This window comes from Corynebacterium ihumii (assembly GCF_028609825.1).
GTDB lineage: Bacteria > Actinomycetota > Actinomycetes > Mycobacteriales > Mycobacteriaceae > Corynebacterium > Corynebacterium afermentans.
In genome coordinates this window covers 1,967,873-1,986,561 of sequence record NZ_CP063190.1, presented here as the reverse complement: position 1 = coordinate 1,986,561, position 18,689 = coordinate 1,967,873, and the positions used below count along the sequence as shown (strand labels likewise).

Annotated in this window: 18 protein-coding genes; 8 read left to right on the top strand and 10 right to left on the bottom strand. The window is 65.9% G+C overall.

Annotated features, from left to right (window positions below; genetic code table 11):
- Position 1 precedes the first annotated feature (1 nt).
- Positions 2-2,443: a hypothetical protein gene (locus tag CIHUM_RS09695; protein ID WP_035000141.1), complete on the top strand. Its 2,442-nt coding sequence runs from the start codon at positions 2-4 to the stop codon at positions 2,441-2,443.
- Positions 2,444-2,467: 24 nt separating this feature from the next.
- Here CIHUM_RS09695 and CIHUM_RS09690 read toward each other — a convergent pair whose 3' ends face one another.
- From CIHUM_RS09690 to CIHUM_RS09680, 3 genes are read right to left on the bottom strand one after another with little or no spacing between them, the layout of a single operon-like run.
- Entirely contained in the window at positions 2,468-4,855 is a 2,388-nt protein-coding gene (locus CIHUM_RS09690; RefSeq protein ID WP_035000140.1) for a serine/threonine protein kinase, read from the bottom strand.
- Positions 4,852-5,862 (bottom strand): glutamate ABC transporter substrate-binding protein, encoded by a 1,011-nt coding sequence (locus tag CIHUM_RS09685; protein WP_035000138.1) that lies wholly within the window; start codon positions 5,860-5,862, stop codon positions 4,852-4,854. Before CIHUM_RS09685 ends, CIHUM_RS09690 begins: the two co-directional genes overlap by 4 nt.
- Positions 5,859-7,244, bottom strand: coding sequence for a hypothetical protein (locus CIHUM_RS09680; RefSeq protein ID WP_035000137.1), 1,386 nt, complete (start codon positions 7,242-7,244; stop codon positions 5,859-5,861). Before CIHUM_RS09680 ends, CIHUM_RS09685 begins: the two co-directional genes overlap by 4 nt.
- A 37-nt stretch (positions 7,245-7,281) precedes the next feature.
- Here CIHUM_RS09680 and CIHUM_RS09675 point away from each other — a divergent pair, with 37 nt between their 5' ends.
- The 4 genes from CIHUM_RS09675 to CIHUM_RS09660 all read left to right on the top strand — a co-directional run bounded on the left by CIHUM_RS09675 (position 7,282) and on the right by CIHUM_RS09660 (position 10,555).
- The gene (locus CIHUM_RS09675) at positions 7,282-7,761 is read left to right on the top strand and encodes an NUDIX domain-containing protein (protein ID WP_035000136.1); all 480 of its coding nucleotides are present in this window, start codon (positions 7,282-7,284) and stop codon (positions 7,759-7,761) included.
- Positions 7,754-8,695, top strand: a complete 942-nt coding sequence (locus CIHUM_RS09670; RefSeq protein WP_035000135.1) for an ABC transporter ATP-binding protein — start codon at positions 7,754-7,756, stop codon at positions 8,693-8,695. The genes CIHUM_RS09675 and CIHUM_RS09670 overlap by 8 nt, the downstream gene beginning before the upstream one ends.
- Entirely contained in the window at positions 8,688-9,419 is a 732-nt protein-coding gene (locus tag CIHUM_RS09665) for an ABC transporter permease (RefSeq protein ID WP_035000134.1), read from the top strand. Before CIHUM_RS09670 ends, CIHUM_RS09665 begins: the two co-directional genes overlap by 8 nt.
- Positions 9,420-9,586: 167 nt before the next feature.
- Positions 9,587-10,555 carry an endonuclease domain-containing protein gene (locus CIHUM_RS09660; protein ID WP_158293382.1) on the top strand — a complete coding sequence of 323 codons (969 nt, stop codon included), beginning with the start codon at positions 9,587-9,589 and terminating at the stop codon, positions 10,553-10,555.
- A gap of 95 nt (positions 10,556-10,650) precedes the next feature.
- Here CIHUM_RS09660 and CIHUM_RS09655 read toward each other — a convergent pair whose 3' ends face one another.
- From CIHUM_RS09655 to CIHUM_RS09635, 5 genes are read right to left on the bottom strand one after another with little or no spacing between them, the layout of a single operon-like run.
- Positions 10,651-12,111 carry a phospholipase D-like domain-containing protein gene (locus tag CIHUM_RS09655; protein WP_035000130.1) on the bottom strand — a complete coding sequence of 487 codons (1,461 nt, stop codon included), beginning with the start codon at positions 12,109-12,111 and terminating at the stop codon, positions 10,651-10,653.
- Positions 12,108-12,899 carry an exodeoxyribonuclease III gene (locus tag CIHUM_RS09650; protein WP_035000129.1) on the bottom strand — a complete coding sequence of 264 codons (792 nt, stop codon included), beginning with the start codon at positions 12,897-12,899 and terminating at the stop codon, positions 12,108-12,110. The genes CIHUM_RS09655 and CIHUM_RS09650 overlap by 4 nt, the downstream gene beginning before the upstream one ends.
- Before the next feature lie 5 nt (positions 12,900-12,904).
- Positions 12,905-13,501: a GNAT family N-acetyltransferase, cg3035/Rv0428c family gene (locus tag CIHUM_RS09645; RefSeq protein ID WP_051106518.1), complete on the bottom strand. Its 597-nt coding sequence runs from the start codon at positions 13,499-13,501 to the stop codon at positions 12,905-12,907.
- A 2-nt stretch (positions 13,502-13,503) separates the two neighbouring features.
- The gene (locus tag CIHUM_RS09640) at positions 13,504-14,544 is read right to left on the bottom strand and encodes a hypothetical protein (protein ID WP_035000127.1); all 1,041 of its coding nucleotides are present in this window, start codon (positions 14,542-14,544) and stop codon (positions 13,504-13,506) included.
- Between the two features lie 17 nt (positions 14,545-14,561).
- A complete protein-coding gene (locus tag CIHUM_RS09635) occupies positions 14,562-15,140 on the bottom strand; it encodes a peptide deformylase (protein WP_035000125.1) in 579 nt (192 codons plus the stop codon).
- 15 nt (positions 15,141-15,155) lie between these two features.
- Here CIHUM_RS09635 and CIHUM_RS09630 point away from each other — a divergent pair, with 15 nt between their 5' ends.
- From CIHUM_RS09630 to CIHUM_RS09620, 3 genes are all read left to right on the top strand, one after another.
- Positions 15,156-15,380 carry a DUF3263 domain-containing protein gene (locus CIHUM_RS09630; protein ID WP_035000124.1) on the top strand — a complete coding sequence of 75 codons (225 nt, stop codon included), beginning with the start codon at positions 15,156-15,158 and terminating at the stop codon, positions 15,378-15,380.
- Positions 15,381-15,438: 58 nt separating this feature from the next.
- Complete coding sequence (locus tag CIHUM_RS09625) at positions 15,439-16,569, top strand: LytR C-terminal domain-containing protein (RefSeq protein ID WP_035000123.1); 1,131 nt, start codon at positions 15,439-15,441, stop codon at positions 16,567-16,569.
- Between the two features lie 343 nt (positions 16,570-16,912).
- Positions 16,913-18,043 (top strand): glutamate--cysteine ligase, encoded by a 1,131-nt coding sequence (locus CIHUM_RS09620; protein WP_035000122.1) that lies wholly within the window; start codon positions 16,913-16,915, stop codon positions 18,041-18,043.
- Here CIHUM_RS09620 and CIHUM_RS09615 read toward each other — a convergent pair.
- Together CIHUM_RS09615 and CIHUM_RS09610 are read right to left on the bottom strand one after the other, a co-directional pair.
- Positions 18,033-18,413 carry a monovalent cation/H(+) antiporter subunit G gene (locus CIHUM_RS09615; RefSeq protein WP_035000120.1) on the bottom strand — a complete coding sequence of 127 codons (381 nt, stop codon included), beginning with the start codon at positions 18,411-18,413 and terminating at the stop codon, positions 18,033-18,035. The two genes, CIHUM_RS09620 and CIHUM_RS09615, sit on opposite strands and share 11 nt — an antisense overlap.
- Positions 18,410-18,688, bottom strand: a complete 279-nt coding sequence (locus tag CIHUM_RS09610) for a monovalent cation/H+ antiporter complex subunit F (RefSeq protein ID WP_035000119.1) — start codon at positions 18,686-18,688, stop codon at positions 18,410-18,412. The genes CIHUM_RS09615 and CIHUM_RS09610 overlap by 4 nt, the downstream gene beginning before the upstream one ends.
- Between the last annotated feature and the right edge of the window lies 1 nt (position 18,689).

The window sequence follows — 18,689 nt, the reverse complement described above, 5'->3', positions numbered from 1 at the left end:
CATGATGCACACAGGTAAGAAAGCAATCGCGGCTGCAGTGGCAGTCGGCCTCACCGCCGGTGTCACGCTGCCGGTTACGGCCGATGCGGCTGTGGACCTGTCAAAGAGCTACCAGGTCGGCGTGACCACCGGTTCAAGCGAGGGCTTCCGAAACGTCGACGTGAACAAGGGCCGCGTGTCCTGGCTGATGTACAACAGCCTCTCCGCCGGCCTGATGCCCACGGCGTTCTACCTGGACGCCTACGCGGACGGCCAAAAGGTCAAATTCGCGGGCGAGGCCACCAAGGTTCAGCCTGCCTCCAACGACGAAGGCGACGTTGTCACGCTGACCCACACCGACCCGAATCTCGGCGTGGAGCTTGTGCGCACCTTCACCGTCACCTCGAAGAAAGTCGACGTGCGGGTTGCGCTGCGCAGCAGAACTGGCAAAAAGGATCTGAAGCTGGTGCTCACGGACGGGCTGATGTCCTACGACTACCCGATCAGCTCCGAACCCGTTGAATCCCGGCCGAACGAGTACACCATCGACGTTGGCGGCCGCTACCAGCTGCGCACCAAGTTCGAGGGCGCCGATTCCACCGGCACCGGAAAGAGCCAGCAATCCGCAGAAGCAGGCGCGAACGACGGTGACCGCCACCTCGCGGGCGTGTGGGAGCGCCAAGCCGAATCGCTTAGCGCCCGCATGACCATCGACGGCGACGTCAACGAAGCCCTGAAGGATTCCGACGGCGACGGGCTGCCCGACGAGTGGGAAATCAACGGCTACACCGACGCCGACGGCAACCAGTTCCCGCTGCACCGCTGGGGCGCGGATCCGAAGAAGCCGGACTTTTTCCTCCAGCTGAACTGGATGAAGTCCGAATGGGAGACCAAGGGCTGCTCTGAAAAGCGCCAGTACGCTGCCACTGAAGACGACTTCGGCCAGTTCCTGGAATGCGCCGACGCGAACGTGAACGTCTACCGCCCGTCGCGCCAGATCCTCAACGACTTGGTGGACCTGTTTGACAGCCGCGGCTACAACCTCCACATCGACGCCGGCGACTACTACAGCAACATCCCGGGTCTGGAAAAGCCCCAGGGCGGCGACACGCTGCCGTACGCCCCGATCTACTTCAAGGACGCCGACGGCCGCGCGGAGGTCCCCGGTGTGCGCCTGGTCAAGGACCGCAAGAACCTGCTCGGCGCGCGCCAGTCCGTCTTCCGTGTGGGCATCATCGGCGACCAGCAGGAGATGGGCAACCTGTCCTCCGGCAACGGCCTCATCTCCGACGGCGCGTTCTACGTGTCCAAGAACTACCTGATGACGTCCCAGGAGCAGATGCGCAACACCATCCTCCACGAGTTCGGCCACAACCTGGGCCTGACCCACTCCGGCGCGTCTAAGGTGAAGAAACCGAAAAGCTCCTACGTGCCCAAGTACAAGTCCGTGATGAACTACCTGTACCAGTTCAGCCACTTCGACTACTCGGACAAGACCTCCACCGCCAACGACAGCACCGGCATCCCGCAAGCCTGCTACGACGGCACCGCGCAGTGCCACACCGGCGCCTACAACATCGCCCCGGACTGGGACAACTTGGACACTGTCAACGGCGAGATTGCCAAGGCCACCGGCTCCACCGGCGTGAACGAGGATCCACACGAGTCCGGCCACAGCCACCCGCGTGTAGACGAGCTCGTGGTCATGGCGGCGGAGGAGAACAACGGCAAGGCCGGCATCCGCGTCTTAGGTGAGCGCGAGGGCATCAAAAACGTCATCATCGCCAACCGCTCCGACTCCAAGGTGCACCTGGAGCTGTCCAACCTGGGCATCGACCTGCACGAATTCACCCTGCAGGTGGACTACCCGGGCGGCAAGTTCCGCGAGACGTACCCAGTGGAAGGCGCGCTGACCGAGCACGCCAAGGTGCCAGTCGAGGTGCCGATCGCCAACACCGCCGGCTATAAGGATTCCTCCATGCCGGTGAAGTTCCGCGTGTACAACGCCGACGGCCACCTGGTCGCCGAGGAAACCAACGAGTTCTCTGTGCTCAACTACACCACCGAGCAGATGGACGAACTGGTTAAGGAACTGGAGAAGAACAATTCGGAGCACCTCCAGGCCGCGCGCGACACCGTGGGCAAGAAGGACCCGGCGAAGCCACCCCTGGCCAAGCCGGCACCGGTGCCCACCACCGCGAACCAGGTGCGGCCCGGCACCCGCGGCACGGCCGTGACCGAGCTCAACGGCGCGCCCCAGTCCAAACCATCCTTGGCACCTGCGCCGAAGCCGGGGACGTCCCCGAGCCAGAACGAGCCGACCCCGAACACGCAAGCCGGCGAGATCAGCAAGGGCGGCCAGGAGGCCGGCAGCAGCGTCGGCTCGATCGTGGGCGTGATCATCGCCATCCTGGCGGTTGTCGGACTCGGCGGCGCGGCAGCTGTCATGGGCGGTTTCATCTAAACCCGCCCCATGACAACTCTCCTCCTAGAACCAGGTGGCCGGGCGGACTTTATTGGCTAGGTCCACCAGCGCGTACCGGTGCTTTGGGTACGGCGCTACCCGGGCTTGGTCCCGCAGCGTTTGGGCGAGGCCGCGGCGCAGCCCGCGGATGGTGAACGGGTACTCGAATAGCGCCACGTTGGTCGCCGCCTCGTGGGAACGCAGGTACGTCAGGCCGGCCTCGATGACGGCGACTTTGATCTGCAAAAACCGCGGTTCGGTGGAGGGGATCTGCTCCAGCCGGCGGGCGGCGAGCCGGATCTGGTCTTCAGAGGTGCCCTCCGCAACCAGGCACAAAATCGCGGTCAGCCGCGCCATGCGGTAGTGGCGCGACGCGTTGGGGACCTTGTCCAGAGCCTTAATGGCCAACCCCACTTCGCCCTCGCACATGAGCATCCGGGCTAGGCCGAATGCGGAGGAGACGGTGGTGGGGTTGGTCATCCACACCAGCGCGTAGAGGCGGGTGGCGTGGAAGCGCAGCCCCTCGGGGGAGGTCACGGTCAGCGACCAGGTGCCGTCTGTGGCACCGTCGGCGGCCATGTGCTCGAACACGTCGTCCGGCACGTCGCAGAGGTGCTGGCTAAGGCCGGCAGCGGCGGGCGCGAGCCCGCTATGAAGCAGCTCGCTCGATTGATACCCGCCTTCCTGCAGGATGAGCTCGCTGACTGCGGCGAGGGCGAGTTTCGGTGCGGCCTCGCCGGGCAGTTGACTGAGCACCTCGGAGAATGAAGTCTTAGCGGAGTTGAAGTCGCCCAACAGTGTCTCCACAACGCCCGCGTACCAAAAGTAGCGCCAGTTGTCGCCGAAGCGCTCCGAAAGTGAGCGCAGCCAGGTGCGCGCCTGGGTGGTCAGGCCAAGATCGAGCATGGTGCGCACGACTCCGAAGGAGATTTCCACGGAGTGCTCGTACTGCGGGGTGGTCATGGCTTGGCGCAGAGTCTCCAGCGTTTCGCGTGGCTCGGCGTAGGAGGAGCCCTGCAGCATGGCGGCGCCGACGTCGTCGCGGTTGACCAGCGGCGACGGCAGCGCGGCAACGACTTCCTGCGGGGTGATGTCCACGCTGCGGGCGATCCCGTCGATCAGCTGGTCGGTGCGGAAGACCAGGTGTTTTGTGCCGAACGTCGTACGTTGCGGGGAGAACAGGGAGTGCTGCGCGGGGTAGGTGCGCCCGTCGCGCACGGCGACGATTTCCCGCAGCACGCCGAGCATCTGCGCCTCCAGCTCGGTCAGGCTGGTGAAGCGCTGCGCCGGGTCCTCGTTGCAGCAACGGGCGAGCAGGCGGTACAGGGAGGTGTATTGGCGAAACAGCGGTTCGTCGATGGGGGAGGGCAGGCCCGGGTCGTACACGCCGTCGGTCTGCGGCAGGTCCACCACCAGCGAGGCCAGCGTGCGGCCCACGGTGTACACATCGGAGGATACGGAAGGCCCTTCGGTTGTCACCTCCGGCGCCTGGAACCCCTTCGTGCCGTAGATGAACCCGTAGGCGCCGATGCCGGAGACCGCGCCCATGTCGATGAGCTTGACCTGGTCTTCGGTGACGATGATGTTGTCCGGCTTCAGGTCGTTGTACACCACGCCGCGCGAGTGCAGGTAGTCCAGCGCCGGCAGCACTTCGAGCATGTACGCAATCGCGATGTCGGGTTGGAGCACTTTGCTTGTCGACGCATTCCGCCATGCCCGCAGACTCGGCCCGCCCACGTACTCCATGACGGTGAACCCGCCGGGCACGCGCGGGTCGTCGATGAAGTTGAAGATCTGCACAATGCCGGGGTGGGTCATCTCTGCCAGGAACTCGCGCTCGGCCGCGGCGGCCGCCGCCTCGTCCGGGTTATCTGTGGAGTGCAGGCCTTTGAGCACCACCACGCGCCCGGCCACGTGGTGGTCCTGTGCCAGGTAGATCCAGCCCATGCCGCCGTGGGCGATCACGCCCATGATTTCGTACTGGCTGGCCACCACGTCGCCCGGCTGTAGGGCCGGCGGGGCGATGCCCTTTTTCACCACGGCCGGCTCCGGGTCGATCAGCGCCTCTTTCGGTTCGGTGGGCTCCACCCAGGGCAGCTCAACCATGCCGTCGGCGACGACGCGGGTGGCGCGGCGGGTGCCGCGGCGCTCGCGGAACGTGTCGAGGGCGAGCCTGAGCGAGCGCTTGGAGGTGTCCTCGCGGTTGCTGCCCCTGCGCAGCTCGTCCAAGTCTTTGAGCAGGCCGGCCATTTCGCCCATGGCGGAGTAGTCAGTCTCGTCGTCGGCGAAGGGGTCAAACGCTACTGCCTCGGTGCCCGGCTCGGCGCCATCGTCCTCGTCCGCGAAGGGGTCGAAGGCCACCGCCTCGGTGTGTTGCTCTAGCGGGTCCTGTTCATTGCGTTCAGTGCTCACTGCCCCTCCTTGCGGTACATCAGCGGCGGCGGGGAGGACTCCGCGATGGAGCCCCCGAGCCAGGTGGAGTAGAGCTGCGACCACGTGCCGTCGTTACGCATCCGCTCCAGCGTCGAGTTGACCTGCCTCACCAGGTCCGCCTGGCCCTTTGGGATCCCCACGCCGTAGTACTGCGAGGCCAGAGTGCCCGGCAGGATCTTCACGTACGGGTCCTGCGCGGACAAGCCTGCCAGGATGGAATCGTCCGCCACAATCGCGTCCGCCTGGAACTGCTGCGTAGCCATCAGGCAGTCGGACCAGGAGCGGGTGCGCAAAATCTCCGAATGCGGCGTGAACGTGCGCGCGATCTGGGCCAGGTTCGTGCCGTCGACGATGCACACCGTTTTGCCGCCCAGCTGGTTGATGTCGTCCACTCCCCGGTCTCGCGGCACCAGAACCCGCACACGAGAGGTCAGATACGGGGTGGAAAAGTCGATAGACTTCGCGCGCTCCGGGGTAATGGACATGGTGCGGATGACAATGTCCACCTCGCCGTTGTTCAGCGCGTCGGCGCGCGCAGCCGAGTCCACAAAGCGCAAGTCCAGGCGGTTGATCCCGATGCTTTCCTCGTCGAAGATGTCCTCGGCGATCGCGCGGGCGAGGTCCACCTCCAGCCCGCGCAGCTCACCGCTGGCGGTGTCGCGGAACGCCAGCAGGTACAGGGACTGGTCGATGCCCACCACCAGCCGGCCGCGGCGCTTGATGCGGTCTAAGTTCGAGGTGGCTTCCTCGGCCCCGCGCGGATTGAGCGAGCCCTCCCATTCCAATTTCGATGACACGTAGGGCTCTTCCGGCACCCCCTGCGCGCCCTCGAGTGTCGCGCCGGGCGGCAGCGGCAGCAGCTCGCGGGTGGTGGAGGTTTCCTGCTCCGGGGCGATGGTGGCGCGCACCGGCGATGGCTCATCGGAGCAGCCCGCCAGCGCCAGCACCGTTACAGCCGCCGCGCACGCGGCCCACGTCGTTCTCACAGGTACTCACCCAGCCTTCTGCGAATGCCCAGCCACGTGCAGACCACAGCCAGCATGGACAAAAACGCCACCACCGCGGAGACCTGCCGCGTCGCGTCCAACGAGGCGTCGATGTAGGCCTGCGTGCCTTCCCGGGAGGAGGCGATGAGTTTGGACAGCGTCGCGTCCAGCTCCCTGAACGGCGCCTCGCCCGCCCCGCCGCCGGAAACCAACAGCTCGGCCGCCTGTTCGTAGCTACCGGAGTTCAAAGCGCCGACAAGCTCGTTGTGCTCGTAGGCCCACGTGCGCAGGGCGTCGCGTGCGCCGTCGATAAGCTGCTGCTCCCCGCCGTACGCCTCGGCCGTTGCGAGCGCCGCGCTCACCGACGCATACGTTCCGTCAAACGCCCGCGACGAGTGCACCACCGACTGGCGGCGCAGCAGCGCGAACGTCTCGTCCGTGCGCGTCTGCAGCGCGTCGAAGCGGGCGACGGTGAGCTCCTCCCAGGGCTTCGCCGCCCGCTCATACTCCACCGAACCGTTGCGCCAGGACTGGTAATTCGACACCGTGGCCCAGCTCAGCGCCACCACCACCGCGAGGGTGCCGGCGAGAAAACCCTTGTTCAGACGGCGGCGGAACACCCGCCACAGCCACCACTGCGTGAGCACGAGGAACCCGAGTGCCGCGACCAGGCCGGACAACGGCACCCACTGCGGCTCGGACAAGCGCCGCATCTCCTTCGCCACGTCCTCGCGGGTCAGCGCGTTGATCTCGGAGGCGGCCACCAGCATGCGGGTGCGCATGATGCTGGACGCCTCGGACATGTAGGCCACGCCCACCGGGTTACCCATTCGCTGGTTCACCCGGGCGCGCTCGTTTAAGCCTGCGTAGACGGGAAGGTCCCGCTGGATTTCACTGACCAGCTCCTCGATGCGCTCGCTAGTGGCGGTGTCGGCCTCCACCGCGCCCTTGTAAATCTCACTGGCGGAGCTGACCGCAGTGTCCAGCGCAGCGGAGTAGGCCTGCACGTCCTCGTGCGACAGTGGCCCGGGTTGGACAAACCCGCCCGCCGCCATGGTGTCGGCGCGCAGCAGGGAGGTAGAAAGCAGGTGGGCGGCCGCGCTCATCGGCTCTGTGGCCTCTCGCACCGTGTCCAGCGCCTGGTTGCGGCTGGACATGGACTGGCTCATGGATAGCCCCGCCGCTAGCAGCAAGGCGGTCAGCAGCACCATCACCACGATGATCTTGCCCGGGGTGGTCTGCGCGAACGCGCGGCCGCGCCGTCCCATTCTTAAGGGGCCAGCGAGCGGGCCGTGGAGGACGCCGTGCAGCCGCGGGTGCGCCGGGCGCGCTTCAAGCTCGTCGAGCCACGCGTCGTCGCTCGGCCTGCTTTGCGTCACCATTCCGCAATGATAACTGTTCCCACCTACAGTGGGGGCCATGCTTGGCGACGGAAACGGCTGGGTCACCACACCCGACGGCACAAAACTCTGGGGGCGCTTCGGCGCCGCCGGCCTCTTTCTCATCGCCGGTCAGGGAGCGGACGCGAAAGTGCTGCTGCAGCACCGCGCCAGCTGGACCGCCCAGGGCGGAACCTGGGGCATCCCCGGCGGCGCCCGCGACAGCCACGAAACCCCAGCACAGGCGGCGGTGCGCGAGTCCGTGGAGGAGTGCGCCATCGACCCAGGGCGCATCAACGTAGTCGAGGAAGTAGTCACCACGGACCTGCCGGAGTGGAGCTACACCACCGTCATCGCGCTGTGCGAGGCGCCGCTGGCCGTGACCGCCAACGAGGAATCGGAGGAACTGCGTTGGATTGGGCTGCACGAGGTTTCGGGGTTTGAGCTGCACCCGGGCTTCGCGGCGTCGCTCAGCAATGTGCTCGCCAAAGCCATGGTGCATACTGAACCGCATGATTGAAGTGCAATGCCTGACCAAACGGTACGGCGCCGTCCAAGCGGTTGACGACCTCACGTTCACCGTCAAACCCGGCGTCGTCACCGGCTTCCTCGGCCCCAACGGCGCAGGTAAATCCACCACCATGCGCATGATCTTGGGCCTGGACCGCCCCACATCCGGCACCGCGCTCATCGACGGCGTGCCCTACCGCCAGCTTCCCAACCCCGCGCGCAAAGTGGGCGCGCTTCTCGACGCCAAAGGTGTCCACCCCAACCGCTCCGCCCGCGCCAGCCTGCTCTGGCAAGCGCAAGCCGCCGGGCTGCCGCGCACCCGCGTAGACGAAGTGCTCGAGCTGGTGGGCCTAAGCGACGTCGCCGGCAAACACGTCGGCGGGTTCTCCCTCGGCATGGGCCAGCGCCTCGGCATCGCGGCGGCGCTGCTCGGCGACCCGGAGTACCTGATCCTGGACGAGCCCGTCAACGGCCTCGATCCTGCCGGCATCCGCTGGGTGCGCGGGCTGTTGCAGTCCCTGGCGGCCGAGGGGCGCACCGTGCTCGTGTCCTCCCACCTGCTCGCCGAGATGGCGCAGACCGCCGAAGACCTAATCATCATCGGCCGCGGCCGCCTGGTTGCCAACACGTCCATGGCCGAGTTCATCTGCTCAAATTCCGGCGTGACCACCATCGTGCGCACCCCCACCGAAGACGCCGCGGCCGCCTTGGCCGCCGCGCTGCAGCACGCCGACGTGGCCATGCCCTTCACGCGGGCAGTGGACGCCGACGGCCGCGCCGTGTTCGAAATCCCGGACCGCAGCTCCGACGACGTCGGCCGCGTCGCCTTCGCCGCCGGGGTGCCGCTATCCGAGCTCGCCGAGCGCCGCGCCTCCCTCGAAGAGGCATACATGCAATCCACCGAGGGCCACGCCCAGTACGTCTCCGGAGGTACCAATGCTTAACCTGTTTCCCGCCGAGTGGACCAAACTGCGCTCCACCGCCTCCTTCTGGTGGACCTCCGCGCTGATCATCGTCTTCGGCGCCTTCTACGGAGCCCTGTTCGGCACCGCATCCAAACTCGGCGGCATGCCGTACGCGCCCTTGACCGTCGCCGCCACCATGGCGCTGACCACCGCGATCATCGTGATCGTGCAGGCATCCATGACCGTGACCACCGAGTACCGCTTCGGCATCCCGCCGACAAACTTCAGGGTTGCTCCGAAACGGTGGCAGGTGGCCGTCGCAAAGCTTGTGCTCGGTGCCGCGCTGGCCGCTTTGCTGACCTTCTTCGGGCTTGTCGTCGCCTTCGCAATCGGTGATCTCACCGCGCCCGTGCCCGCGAACTGGGTGAGCAACACCGCCTCCCGACGCGCCCTGTGGGCCATCCCCCTCGGCATGGCCCTGATCACCCTGTTCCAGCAGGGGGTCGGCTGGATCGCACGCAACACCTCCGGCGCCGTGGTCACCGGCATGGGCATGATGCTGCTGGTGGAATCCATCGTCAGCTTCATCCCACGCTACGGCGCCGACGTGGCCAAGTTCCTGCCGTTTGGCAACCTCATGGCGTTCATGACCAACAGCCCCACTCAGAACTGGACACTGCCTGTGTCGCTGCTGATCTTCGCCGTGTGGGCAGTGGTGGCGTGGATCGTCGGCGTGGTGCTGCTGGAGACCCGCGACGCGTAGCTGCGCATGGTGAAAGGCCGATGGTGAATGTCCGCTGATTCGGGGCGGATTCACCATCGGCCTTTCACCATCTGTGCGGGGCGCGTGATCCTCGGTTACCATCACCGTGGGATACGACGAACGGGGGGTTCGAAATGGATGGGGCTCGCAAGAATGAGCTGCTGGAGATGCTTGTCGACGTCCGCAGGGTTACCGCCCACGACATCACCACGCATTCCCGCATCAGAAGTGGACAGCTACAACAACTGACCAAATCGCTCTACGTCGACGCAGCAGAGTGGAAGACGTTAGAGCCCTACGAGCAGGAGTTTCTCCGGTGCTGCGCCGCATCCAGGCAAAGCACCAAGGCCGTCCTTGTCGGCTTTTCCGCGGCGCGGGTCTGTGGAGTGTGGGTGCATTACGACACCAGGCCAGGCGTGCAAGTCGCGCTCCCGAGCGGAAAACCGCCATCGGCGAAAGCCCAGAGCCCGGGCATCGAGTACAAACGCATGGCCGTCCCGGATGAGGACGTGTTCGATCGTGCGGGTGTAAGGTTCACCAACGCAATCCGCACCGCCATTGACATCGCCCGCAGCGCTGGCGAGCGATCCGGCATCATCGCGTTTGAAAGCCTTTTAACGCGGTGCTCAGACTCCGAGGCCGACCTCATCCGTGAGGAATGCGCCGCAATGATGCAGCGCATGAGGGGAACGAAGGGGATCGGGAGGACGCGACACGCGCTGGCAAAAGCAACCAACCGTTCAGAATCAACGTACGAAACGCTGCTGCGCCTCATTTTGGAAGAGCACGGCGTCACGTGTCACGCCCAGGTGCTCATCGGCCCATACCGGGTGGATCTCATTATCGGAGACTTGATCATTGAAGTTGACGGCTGGGGGAAGATGAAGGAGGGACCAGAGGAAGCGTATGCGAAACAGATCGCCCGCGAGAATTGGTTGAAGGAGCAGGGCTTCAAGATCCTGCGCGTGACCCCCAGAGAGATCAACCGCAACGAGGTGCTTGTAGTGCGCCGCGTCCTGGATGCGCTCGAGGAGGATTCGCGCACCCTACGGGAGGTCCCGCGCCTTTACCAGCCGAAGGGGCCGAGCCGGCAGGAGTTCTTTCCAGAGGCGTTGGCTAAGAGACTGGGTATCTAACCGTAAATGGTGAATCTCAAGTGGTGAATTGTCGGCAAATAGGGCCGAATTCACCACTTGAGATTCACCATCTGCGGGGATAAAGCGCGAAACCCCTACTGCAGCGCGGACGTCAGCTTCAACACGTTGTCCACGTACCGCCGGTACCAGGGCCTGCGCGACCACCGCTCCAGCGTCAGCTCGCGCGAGACGGCCTGGTAGTTCGCGCCCAGCTGCTCCAACGCCGTAATCAGCTCGCCGGAGGCGACGAGCAGGGAGGATTCGTAGTTCAGCGAGAACGAGCGGATGTCCATGTTGGAGGACCCGAGCACACCGACTGCGCCCTCGCGCCCCGGATCCGCCAGCACAAACTTGCTGTGCAGCACATACGGCGCAGGGAATTCCCAGATGCGCACCCCGGCTTTCAGCAGCGCCTCGTAGTAGGCGGATTGCGCATGCTGCACCATGAACTGGTCGGCTTGTTCGCTGACGAACAGGTCGACGCGCACCCCGCGGTAGCACGCGGAGGTAATGGCCTCCAGCAGCGATTCCTCGGGCACGAAGTACGGCGAGCACAGTGTGAGCTGCTCTTTCGCGTTGTGGACGATCGAGTTGAACATGCGCAGGTTCGGCTCGGTGAGGTAGCCGGGCCCGGAGGGGACGAGCTGGAGCACATCGCCATCGCTTATCGACGTTTCCCCCGACGCCCCCACCACATCCAACCGTTCGCCGGATTCGGTGTACCAGTCCACGGCGAACATGGACTCGATGGACTCCACGATCGGCCCCTCCAGCTCCGCAAACGTGTCCACCCATTGGCGGCCCGCCCTCACATGCCCGGGCATGAGGTAGCCGCGGTCGATGAGGTTGAACGAGCCGACGAACGCCACCTTCGAGTCGATGACCACGACCTTGCGGTGGTTGCGCAGGTCGGGGCGGCGCCAGCGTCCGCGCAGGGGAGCCAGGGGCAGCATCATGTGCCAGTCCACGCCGATTTCGGTCAGCCGCTTCTTCAAAGTCCGGAACCCGGGGTATTTGGCGGAGCCGATGTGGTCGAAAAGCAGACGCACGTGCACGCCGCGTGCCACGGCGCGCTGCAGCGCCCGGAACACCACGTCCGTCGTGTCATCCCAGGCGACGGCGTAGATTTCGATGGAGATGGAGGCGGATGCTTCGTCGATAAGCTTGGCAATGCGAAGCATGGTCTTGCGGTAATCCGCCCACAGTGCGCGCACCTCGCCGCGGACGGCGGGGTAGCCGGTGAGCTGGCGGTTGAGGCGGACCAGCGAGGCGGTTTCGGGCGGCAGGTGCGCGATGGTGCCGTCGGGGCCAGCCCACGCCCCGTCCAGCGCGCGGCGCGCCTCAACCTGGATGCGGTGGCGGCGCCGGGAGACGAACGTGGAACCGAACAGAAGGTACAGCGGCAGGCCCACCACCGGCAGGAGCAGGATGAGCAGCAGCCACGCGTTGGCCGAGGACGGCTTGCGCCCGCCGGGCACCACGCCGATCATCACGAACTTGATGGCGTAGTCCACGACCATCGCCGCGAACTGCCACCAGGAAAAATCCAGGCTCATCGCACCTCGTCGTAGGCCAGGCCGCGTGTGTCGTAGTCCACGATCACGGGTGCGTGGTCGGACGCGCCCTTGCCCTTGCGCTCCTCCACGTCCACGAACGCGCGCTGGACCCGCTCGAACATGGGCTTGGTGGCCAGCTGGAAGTCGATGAGCATGCCCTCGTTCTTCTGAAACCGCATGGATTTGTAGTCCCAGAACGAGTACTGGTTTTCGTGCGTGACCTCATGCAATCCGGCTTCGAGCAGCATCTGGAAGGCGGCGCGCTCGGGCTCCGTCACGTGCGTTTTGCCCTCGAACCACGACACGTCCCACACGTCCTCCTCGCGGGGCGCGACGTTGAAGTCGCCCATGTACACCTGCAGCTCCCCGGGCTGGACTTGATCGGCCAGGGACCAGAGGAACTGCAGTTTGTAGTCGTAGTGCGGGTCGCCGATTTCGCGACCGTTGGGCACGTACAGGCTCCACACGTCCACCCCGCCGCACACCGCCCCCACGGCGCGCGCCTCCACAGACGGGGCGCCCTTTTTGGCAAACGCGGGTTGGCGTTCGAAGCTGTCGCGGACGTTGTCCAGCCCCACGCGCGAGGCGATGGCCACGCCGTTCCATTGGCTGACCCCCACGTGTGCGACCTCGTAGCCTGCGGCTTCGAAGGTGGCGTAGGGGAATTTGTCGTCTGCGGTTTTGGTTTCCTGCATCGCCAGCACGTCCACGTCCTCGCGTTCGAGGAAGGCGGCGATCCGCTCGGCGCGCGTGCGCACCGAGTTGACGTTCCATGTGGCGATTCGCATGCGGCCTAGCCTAGCGCCAGCCGCCTACGGTGGTGCTCCAGCGCCCCTTCGGGCACATTGCCTATCGACGTCACACCAAAGGCATCCCCCGCAACCCACACAACCTGCTCGTCCTGGAGCTCCCACGCGTGGTCGAGCACTTTCAACGCCGGTTTGCCGATACGTTCGGGGATGGTCAGCCGCACCGGCAGGCCACGCTGGTCGTAGAAGGACCGGATGGCGTCGATAGGCAACGGCCCGAAGCCCGCCGAAGGGCCGAGCGGGACTGCCGAGTTGGCTTCCTCGGTGTCGCCGGTGCGCATAAGCCAGCCGCCGGCCCACGCCCAGTCGCGCACGTTGAGGCGGTCTGCGAGGCGTTTTTCCAGCTCTCGGATTTCGGAATTGCGCACGGTGCGCGGCGAGAGTTTCTTGATGATGTGCGGGTCCGTGACCTCAATCGCCTCCTTTGAGGAGGGAAAGCCGCCGACCTCCTGCGGGCGGATCACCAGCGGGTCGAGGCTGAGCACGTGCCCGATGATGTCGCTGGCGTGCTCGCCGCGGCGCTGGCGCACCACGACGCGGTCGCCCACCGCCACCTCGTCGGAGCGGAAAATCCGGGACACGGCTACTTGCGGGCCCCGCGCGGGCGGATCGCGCCGGTGAGAACCAGGGCCGCGCCGATCATCAGCGACAGCATGCCGATGGCGATCAGGGCGCGCATCGGGGTGCCGGTGTCGGCGAGGTCGCCGTCGCGCTCGTCGTCATCCTCGGTTGTAGTGGTCGACGACGTCTTTGAGGAGGACGAGGTCGTCGAAGACGAGGAGGTCGTCGAGCTGGACGTTGCCGACGTGGTGCGGTTTTCCAGCACCGAGCGGGTGGAGCTGCTCGAAGTCGACGAGGAGGACGTCGTGGCCGTGGTGGTCGCAGAGGCGTCGGTGGTGGTAGACGTTGCGGATTCCGTGGTGGTGGACGTAGTTTCCGACGTCGTTTCCGACATCGTTTCCGTGGTGGTGGTCTCGGTCGTGGTGGTGTCGCTGTCCTGGAGGCGTTCCACGCGGTGGGTCACCTCGGGGTCGAACGTGGCGGAGGTGGTGCTCGGCGGGGTGGTGGTCGTGCTGCTTGGGGTGGTCGGATCCTCGACCACCGTCGGCTTGGTCACCGGTGTCGCCGAAGTCACCACCGTCGGCTCAGGGCGATCCGCGTCGCTGCCGGGGATGCCGTACACGATCGGGGCGTCGCCGGCCTCAGAGCGCTCGAACGCGTCAAACGCGGTGGTGCCCAGGATCCCGTCGAGGCCCTCGATGGGGGAGGGTACGACCACTGGTTCGTCGTCAGGCAGAAGCTCCGCGCGCAGCTCGCGTACGCCGGCGCGCTCGCGCTTGAGCGTCTTCGTAGCCTCGTCGAAGGTGGCCTTCTCCTCCTCGGTCAGGCCGTCTTCCGCGGCCTCCTCGCGCAGCTCTGTCAGCTCGTCTGCGGCTGCGATGAGCTCCTTGCGCCAGGCGATGAGCACGTCTCGGACCTCGTCGTCCGTCTCCGCGCTGTTGATGGCGGTGGTGGAGGACTCGTGGGTGGCGGAGACGCTGTCAAGCAACTGCTCAACTGGCTCCGCGGGCGTCGCGGGGGTGAGGGTGAGCGACGCGGCGGCGATGGCGGCGGGGATACGCATGGCGATATCTTAGCGCGTTAGTCGTCGTGGCCGAACGGATCTTCGTCCGTGCCCGGAAGCCAAGTGTGGCCGGCTTCCTTCCAGCCGTTGTCGCGGATCACGCGCTTGGCTTCCTTTTTATAGCGGCCGGTGAGCACGTCGGTGTACAAGAAGCCGTCCAAGTGGCCGGTCTCGTGCTGCAGGCAGCGGGCGAAAAAGCCGGTGCCCTCGACCTCGATCTCGTTGCCGTTTTCGTCCAGACCGGTCACCTTCGCCCAGTCCGCGCGGCCGGTGGGCCAGCCGTAGCCCGGCACGGACAGGCAGCCCTCGTCGTCTTCGCCGGTGTCCGCGGGCATGGTCTTGGGGATCTCGGAGGTCTCAAGCACCGGGTTGATCACGGTGCCGCGGCGCATCTGGTCGCCGTCCGGGCAGTGGTAGACGAAGATGCGCAGCGGCACGCCGATCTGGTTGGCGGCCAGGCCCACGCCGTGGGCGGCGTCCATGGTTTCGTGCATGTCGGCGATGAGCTCTTGCAGCTCCTCAACGGGCTGCGTGACTTCCTTGGTCGGTTCGTGCAGCACCGGGTCGCCGTGGATAACGATGGGTCGGATGGTCATGCCAATATATTAGGCATGCTTTCAGACACCGACCTTTCCGTGCTCCGCTTCGCCGCGCGCGCCCCCAGGTCGATCGGTGCGCGCGAGGACGCGGTGCGCTCTGAGCTGGGCATGCAGCCCATCCGCTACTACCAGCATTTGAATCGGTTGCTGGACTCGCCCGATGCGCTCGTGGCCGAGCCTCAGCTTGTGAGACGTTTGCAAAGGCTTCGCGACGACCAAAGGTCCCCCAACCTCTAGTTCAACTTTACGGTGTGTTGCCCCTGCTTCCCGCGTTGGTGTGGTTAGAGTTGCCGATGTGACTAACGACAACTTTGGCAACAACCGCCCCGACTCCGGCTCCACGCGCTACACAGGGAACTCCGACTCCTACGACGGCGCGTACGACGCCGAGCCGATCGACGCCGAAATCGTCGACGATTACCCCGCTTCCGGTGCCGACACCGAGTACCGCGGTGCCCACCGCCGCGACGACGATTCCGAGTACATCGAGGACGTCGACTACGCCGCTGGTGCTGGCGCCGCTGGTGCTGGCGCCGCTGGTGCTGGCGCCGCTGGTGCTGGTGCGCGCTCCCGCTCCCGCAGCGCCGACGACGCCATCTACGAGGAGCCCTACGACGGCGCCTACGAGGAGCCGAAGGGACGCGGTAAGGCAGCAGCTGCTGGCGGCGCCGCGGAAGGCGGCCTGCCGAAGCGCGGCCTGGCGATGATCCTGATCGCCGTTGCGGCGCTGCTGGCGCTGTGGGGCATTTGGAAGATGACGCAGGACGGCAACGGCGGCGACGGTGAAGGCGAAGGCGCCGCGCCGACCTCGTCGACCGTGGTCGGCACCTCCCAGGCCGCCCCCGCCGGCGACGGTGCTGGTCAGAACGGCCAGGATGGCCAGGGGGCCGAAGGTCAGCCAGGCACCGACCAAAACGCCCAGGACACTGAAGGCCAGCCGGGCCAGGAGGGCGACCGCGCAGGCGACCCGAACGCCCAGGACCCCAACGCGCAGGACCCGAACGCGCAGCGTCCGGAAGGCGCCGAGGGCCAGGGCGAGAACGGCCAGCCCGCACCGGCACCGGCACCCGCTCCGGCGGGCGCCGGCCTCGACAACGCGTCGGCCCAGGTGTACGTCTACAACAACTCCGGCACCCCGGACCTGGCCAGCCGCACCGCCGACCAGCTGAAGGGCCAGTACAACGTGGCCAACAACTCGGCCGACGCCGCAGTGATGAACATGCCGGAGCAGGTCTACGGCATCTTCCCGGAGACCTACGTCTTCTTCGACCCGGCCGTGCCGGGCGCCGAGCAGGTTGCGGCCGACATTGCCCGCCGAGTCGGCGGTGCCGCCCGCGCGAAGGGCGACCTCCCCGAGGGCGCGACGAGCATCCCGGAGCAGGCCGCGAACAACAGCGCCGCCGTGGCGGTGGTCCTGGCGGGCTAGCTCCGCGCCGGGGACGCCGGCCCGATTGAGGCCCGCTGCCCACAGATGGTGAAAGGCAGGTGGTGAAAATCCGCAAAATCCGCGCGGATTCACCATCTGCCTTTCACCATCTGCAAAGTCGTCGCCTGCCCCAGAGTGCTCCCTCCCACAAAACCGGCTACCTAGAACCGACTACCAAGCGAAAATCAAGCTGGCAACCGGATCTAGGTAGCCGGTTTCGGCGCATGGACGGTTTGGGGCGGCCTTAGCGGCGCACAAACGCCCCAACACCCCACGCCACCCGCGCATATAAAACAGCTTTTGGCACCCGCCCAGGGCCCGGCAGGGGATAGGCTCGTCGTCTATGGATCCATTCCGCGATTTTTCCAGGTCTGACGGCCCCACCCTTGGAGTCGAGTGGGAGATCTGCCTCGTCGACCCGGTTACACGCGACTTGGTGCCCCGCGCCGCCGAGGTGATAGAGGAAGTGCAGGCCCGCTACCCGGACATCCACCTCGAGCCGGAGTTTTTGCAGAACACCATGGAGCTGGTCACCCCGATCTGCGCCAACACCAAAGAGGCGGTGCGCGCGCTGCAAAGAGACCTCAACGCGGTCAAGGAGGTCGCGGATGAGAAGGGCTTGAAGCTGTGGGCGTCGGGAGGCCACCCGTTTTCGGATTTCCGCACGAACCCGCTGAGTCCGAAGCACACGTACGAGGAAATCGTCAACCGCACGCAGTACTGGGGCCAGCACATGCTGTTGTGGGGCATTCACTGCCACGTGGGCATCAGTCACGAGGACAAGGTGTGGCCGATCATCAACGCGGTGATGACTAAGTACCCGCACTTGCTCGCCATTTCCGCCTCGAGCCCGGGCTGGGACGGCATTGACACTTCTTACGCGTCGAACCGCACGATGCTCTACCAGCAGTTGCCCACCGCGGGCATGCCGTATCAGTTCGAAAGCTGGGACGAGTGGGTCGATTTCATGCGTGACCAGCAGACGTCGGGCGTGATCAACCACACCGGCTCCATGCATTTCGACGTGCGTCCGGCCGCGAAGTGGGGCACCGTCGAGGTTCGCATCTCGGACGCCACGAGCAACTTGCGCGAGCTCGCGGCCGTCGTGGCGCTGACGCACTGCCTGGTTGTCCACTACGACCGCATGCTCGAGCGCGGCGAAAAGCTGCCCACTTTGCAGCAGTGGCATGTCGCGGAGAACAAGTGGCGCGGTGCCCGCTATGGCATGGACGCCCTGGTCATCACTAGTCGTGGCACCGACGAGGACTGGGTGAAACACGAGTTGCAGTTGCTTATCGACGAGCTCACGCCCGTCGCCGCCGACCTCGATTGTGTCGACGAGCTGAACTTGGTCCGTGAGATCATCGAGCGCGGCGCGGGCTACGAGCGCCAGCGCGCGATTTACCAGCGCACCGGGGATTGGAAGGACGTCGTGGACGCGACCTGCGCGGAGATGTGGGAGCTTAGCCTTTAGGGTTGATGCGCCGCGGGTGGTAGCTGGCGGGGCGGTCGTTGCGGGTGAGCTGCTCGTCGTCGCCGTAGAGGCCTTCGCGTCGCGCGATGCGGCCGAGGCGCTGCGCGGTGACGGGGCTGGTCATCAGGGCGAATATCACGAGCAGCACCATCATGCCGATGTCGCCGCGTTCGTGGACGCTGAAGTCCTCGGCGGTGACGACGCGGATGATGGTGCCGGTGATCATGAGCACCAGGCCGGTGGTCTGGGGTTTGGTGATGGCATGCACGCGCGCCAGGGTGGAGTTGAACCGGGCGGTGCCCACGGCGGCGGAGAAGACCATGAACGCGCCGGGGAGAATAAACAGCAGAGAAATGGCGTCGGCGATCATAGGGAACCGTCCCTCTTGCGGAAGCGGGCGACGGACAGGGTGGCAACGAAGCCGAGCAGGGCGATGACGATCATGACGTTGACCACCGTGGTGTCCAGCGTCCAGCAGATGTAGAGGGCGAGGGCGCATTGGAGGGAGGCGGTGATGCCGTCGTTGGCCAGCATGCGGTCCATGGAGTCGGGGCCGACGATGGCGCGCCAGGCGAAGATGAAAAATCCGGCGACGAGGAACACGGCGGCCACGGTGAGGCAGACGGTGTAGGCGGTGCTGTGCATG

Excerpts from the sequence above, each read along its gene's own strand:
- CIHUM_RS09695 (WP_035000141.1), top strand. The coding sequence starts at position 2 with ATGATGCACACAGGTAAGAAAGCAATCGCGGCTGCAGTGGCAGTCGGC.
- CIHUM_RS09680 (WP_035000137.1), bottom strand. The coding sequence starts at position 7,244 with ATGGTGACGCAAAGCAGGCCGAGCGACGACGCGTGGCTCGACGAGCTT.
- CIHUM_RS09675 (WP_035000136.1), top strand. The coding sequence starts at position 7,282 with ATGCTTGGCGACGGAAACGGCTGGGTCACCACACCCGACGGCACAAAA.
- CIHUM_RS09670 (WP_035000135.1), top strand. The coding sequence starts at position 7,754 with ATGATTGAAGTGCAATGCCTGACCAAACGGTACGGCGCCGTCCAAGCG.
- CIHUM_RS09665 (WP_035000134.1), top strand. The coding sequence starts at position 8,688 with ATGCTTAACCTGTTTCCCGCCGAGTGGACCAAACTGCGCTCCACCGCC.
- CIHUM_RS09660 (WP_158293382.1), top strand. The coding sequence starts at position 9,587 with ATGCTTGTCGACGTCCGCAGGGTTACCGCCCACGACATCACCACGCAT.
- CIHUM_RS09655 (WP_035000130.1), bottom strand. The coding sequence starts at position 12,111 with ATGAGCCTGGATTTTTCCTGGTGGCAGTTCGCGGCGATGGTCGTGGAC.
- CIHUM_RS09650 (WP_035000129.1), bottom strand. The coding sequence starts at position 12,899 with ATGCGAATCGCCACATGGAACGTCAACTCGGTGCGCACGCGCGCCGAG.
- CIHUM_RS09640 (WP_035000127.1), bottom strand. The coding sequence starts at position 14,544 with ATGCGTATCCCCGCCGCCATCGCCGCCGCGTCGCTCACCCTCACCCCC.
- CIHUM_RS09635 (WP_035000125.1), bottom strand. The coding sequence starts at position 15,140 with ATGACCATCCGACCCATCGTTATCCACGGCGACCCGGTGCTGCACGAA.
- CIHUM_RS09630 (WP_035000124.1), top strand. The coding sequence starts at position 15,156 with ATGCTTTCAGACACCGACCTTTCCGTGCTCCGCTTCGCCGCGCGCGCC.
- CIHUM_RS09620 (WP_035000122.1), top strand. The coding sequence starts at position 16,913 with ATGGATCCATTCCGCGATTTTTCCAGGTCTGACGGCCCCACCCTTGGA.
- CIHUM_RS09615 (WP_035000120.1), bottom strand. The coding sequence starts at position 18,413 with ATGATCGCCGACGCCATTTCTCTGCTGTTTATTCTCCCCGGCGCGTTC.
- CIHUM_RS09610 (WP_035000119.1), bottom strand. The coding sequence starts at position 18,688 with ATGCACAGCACCGCCTACACCGTCTGCCTCACCGTGGCCGCCGTGTTC.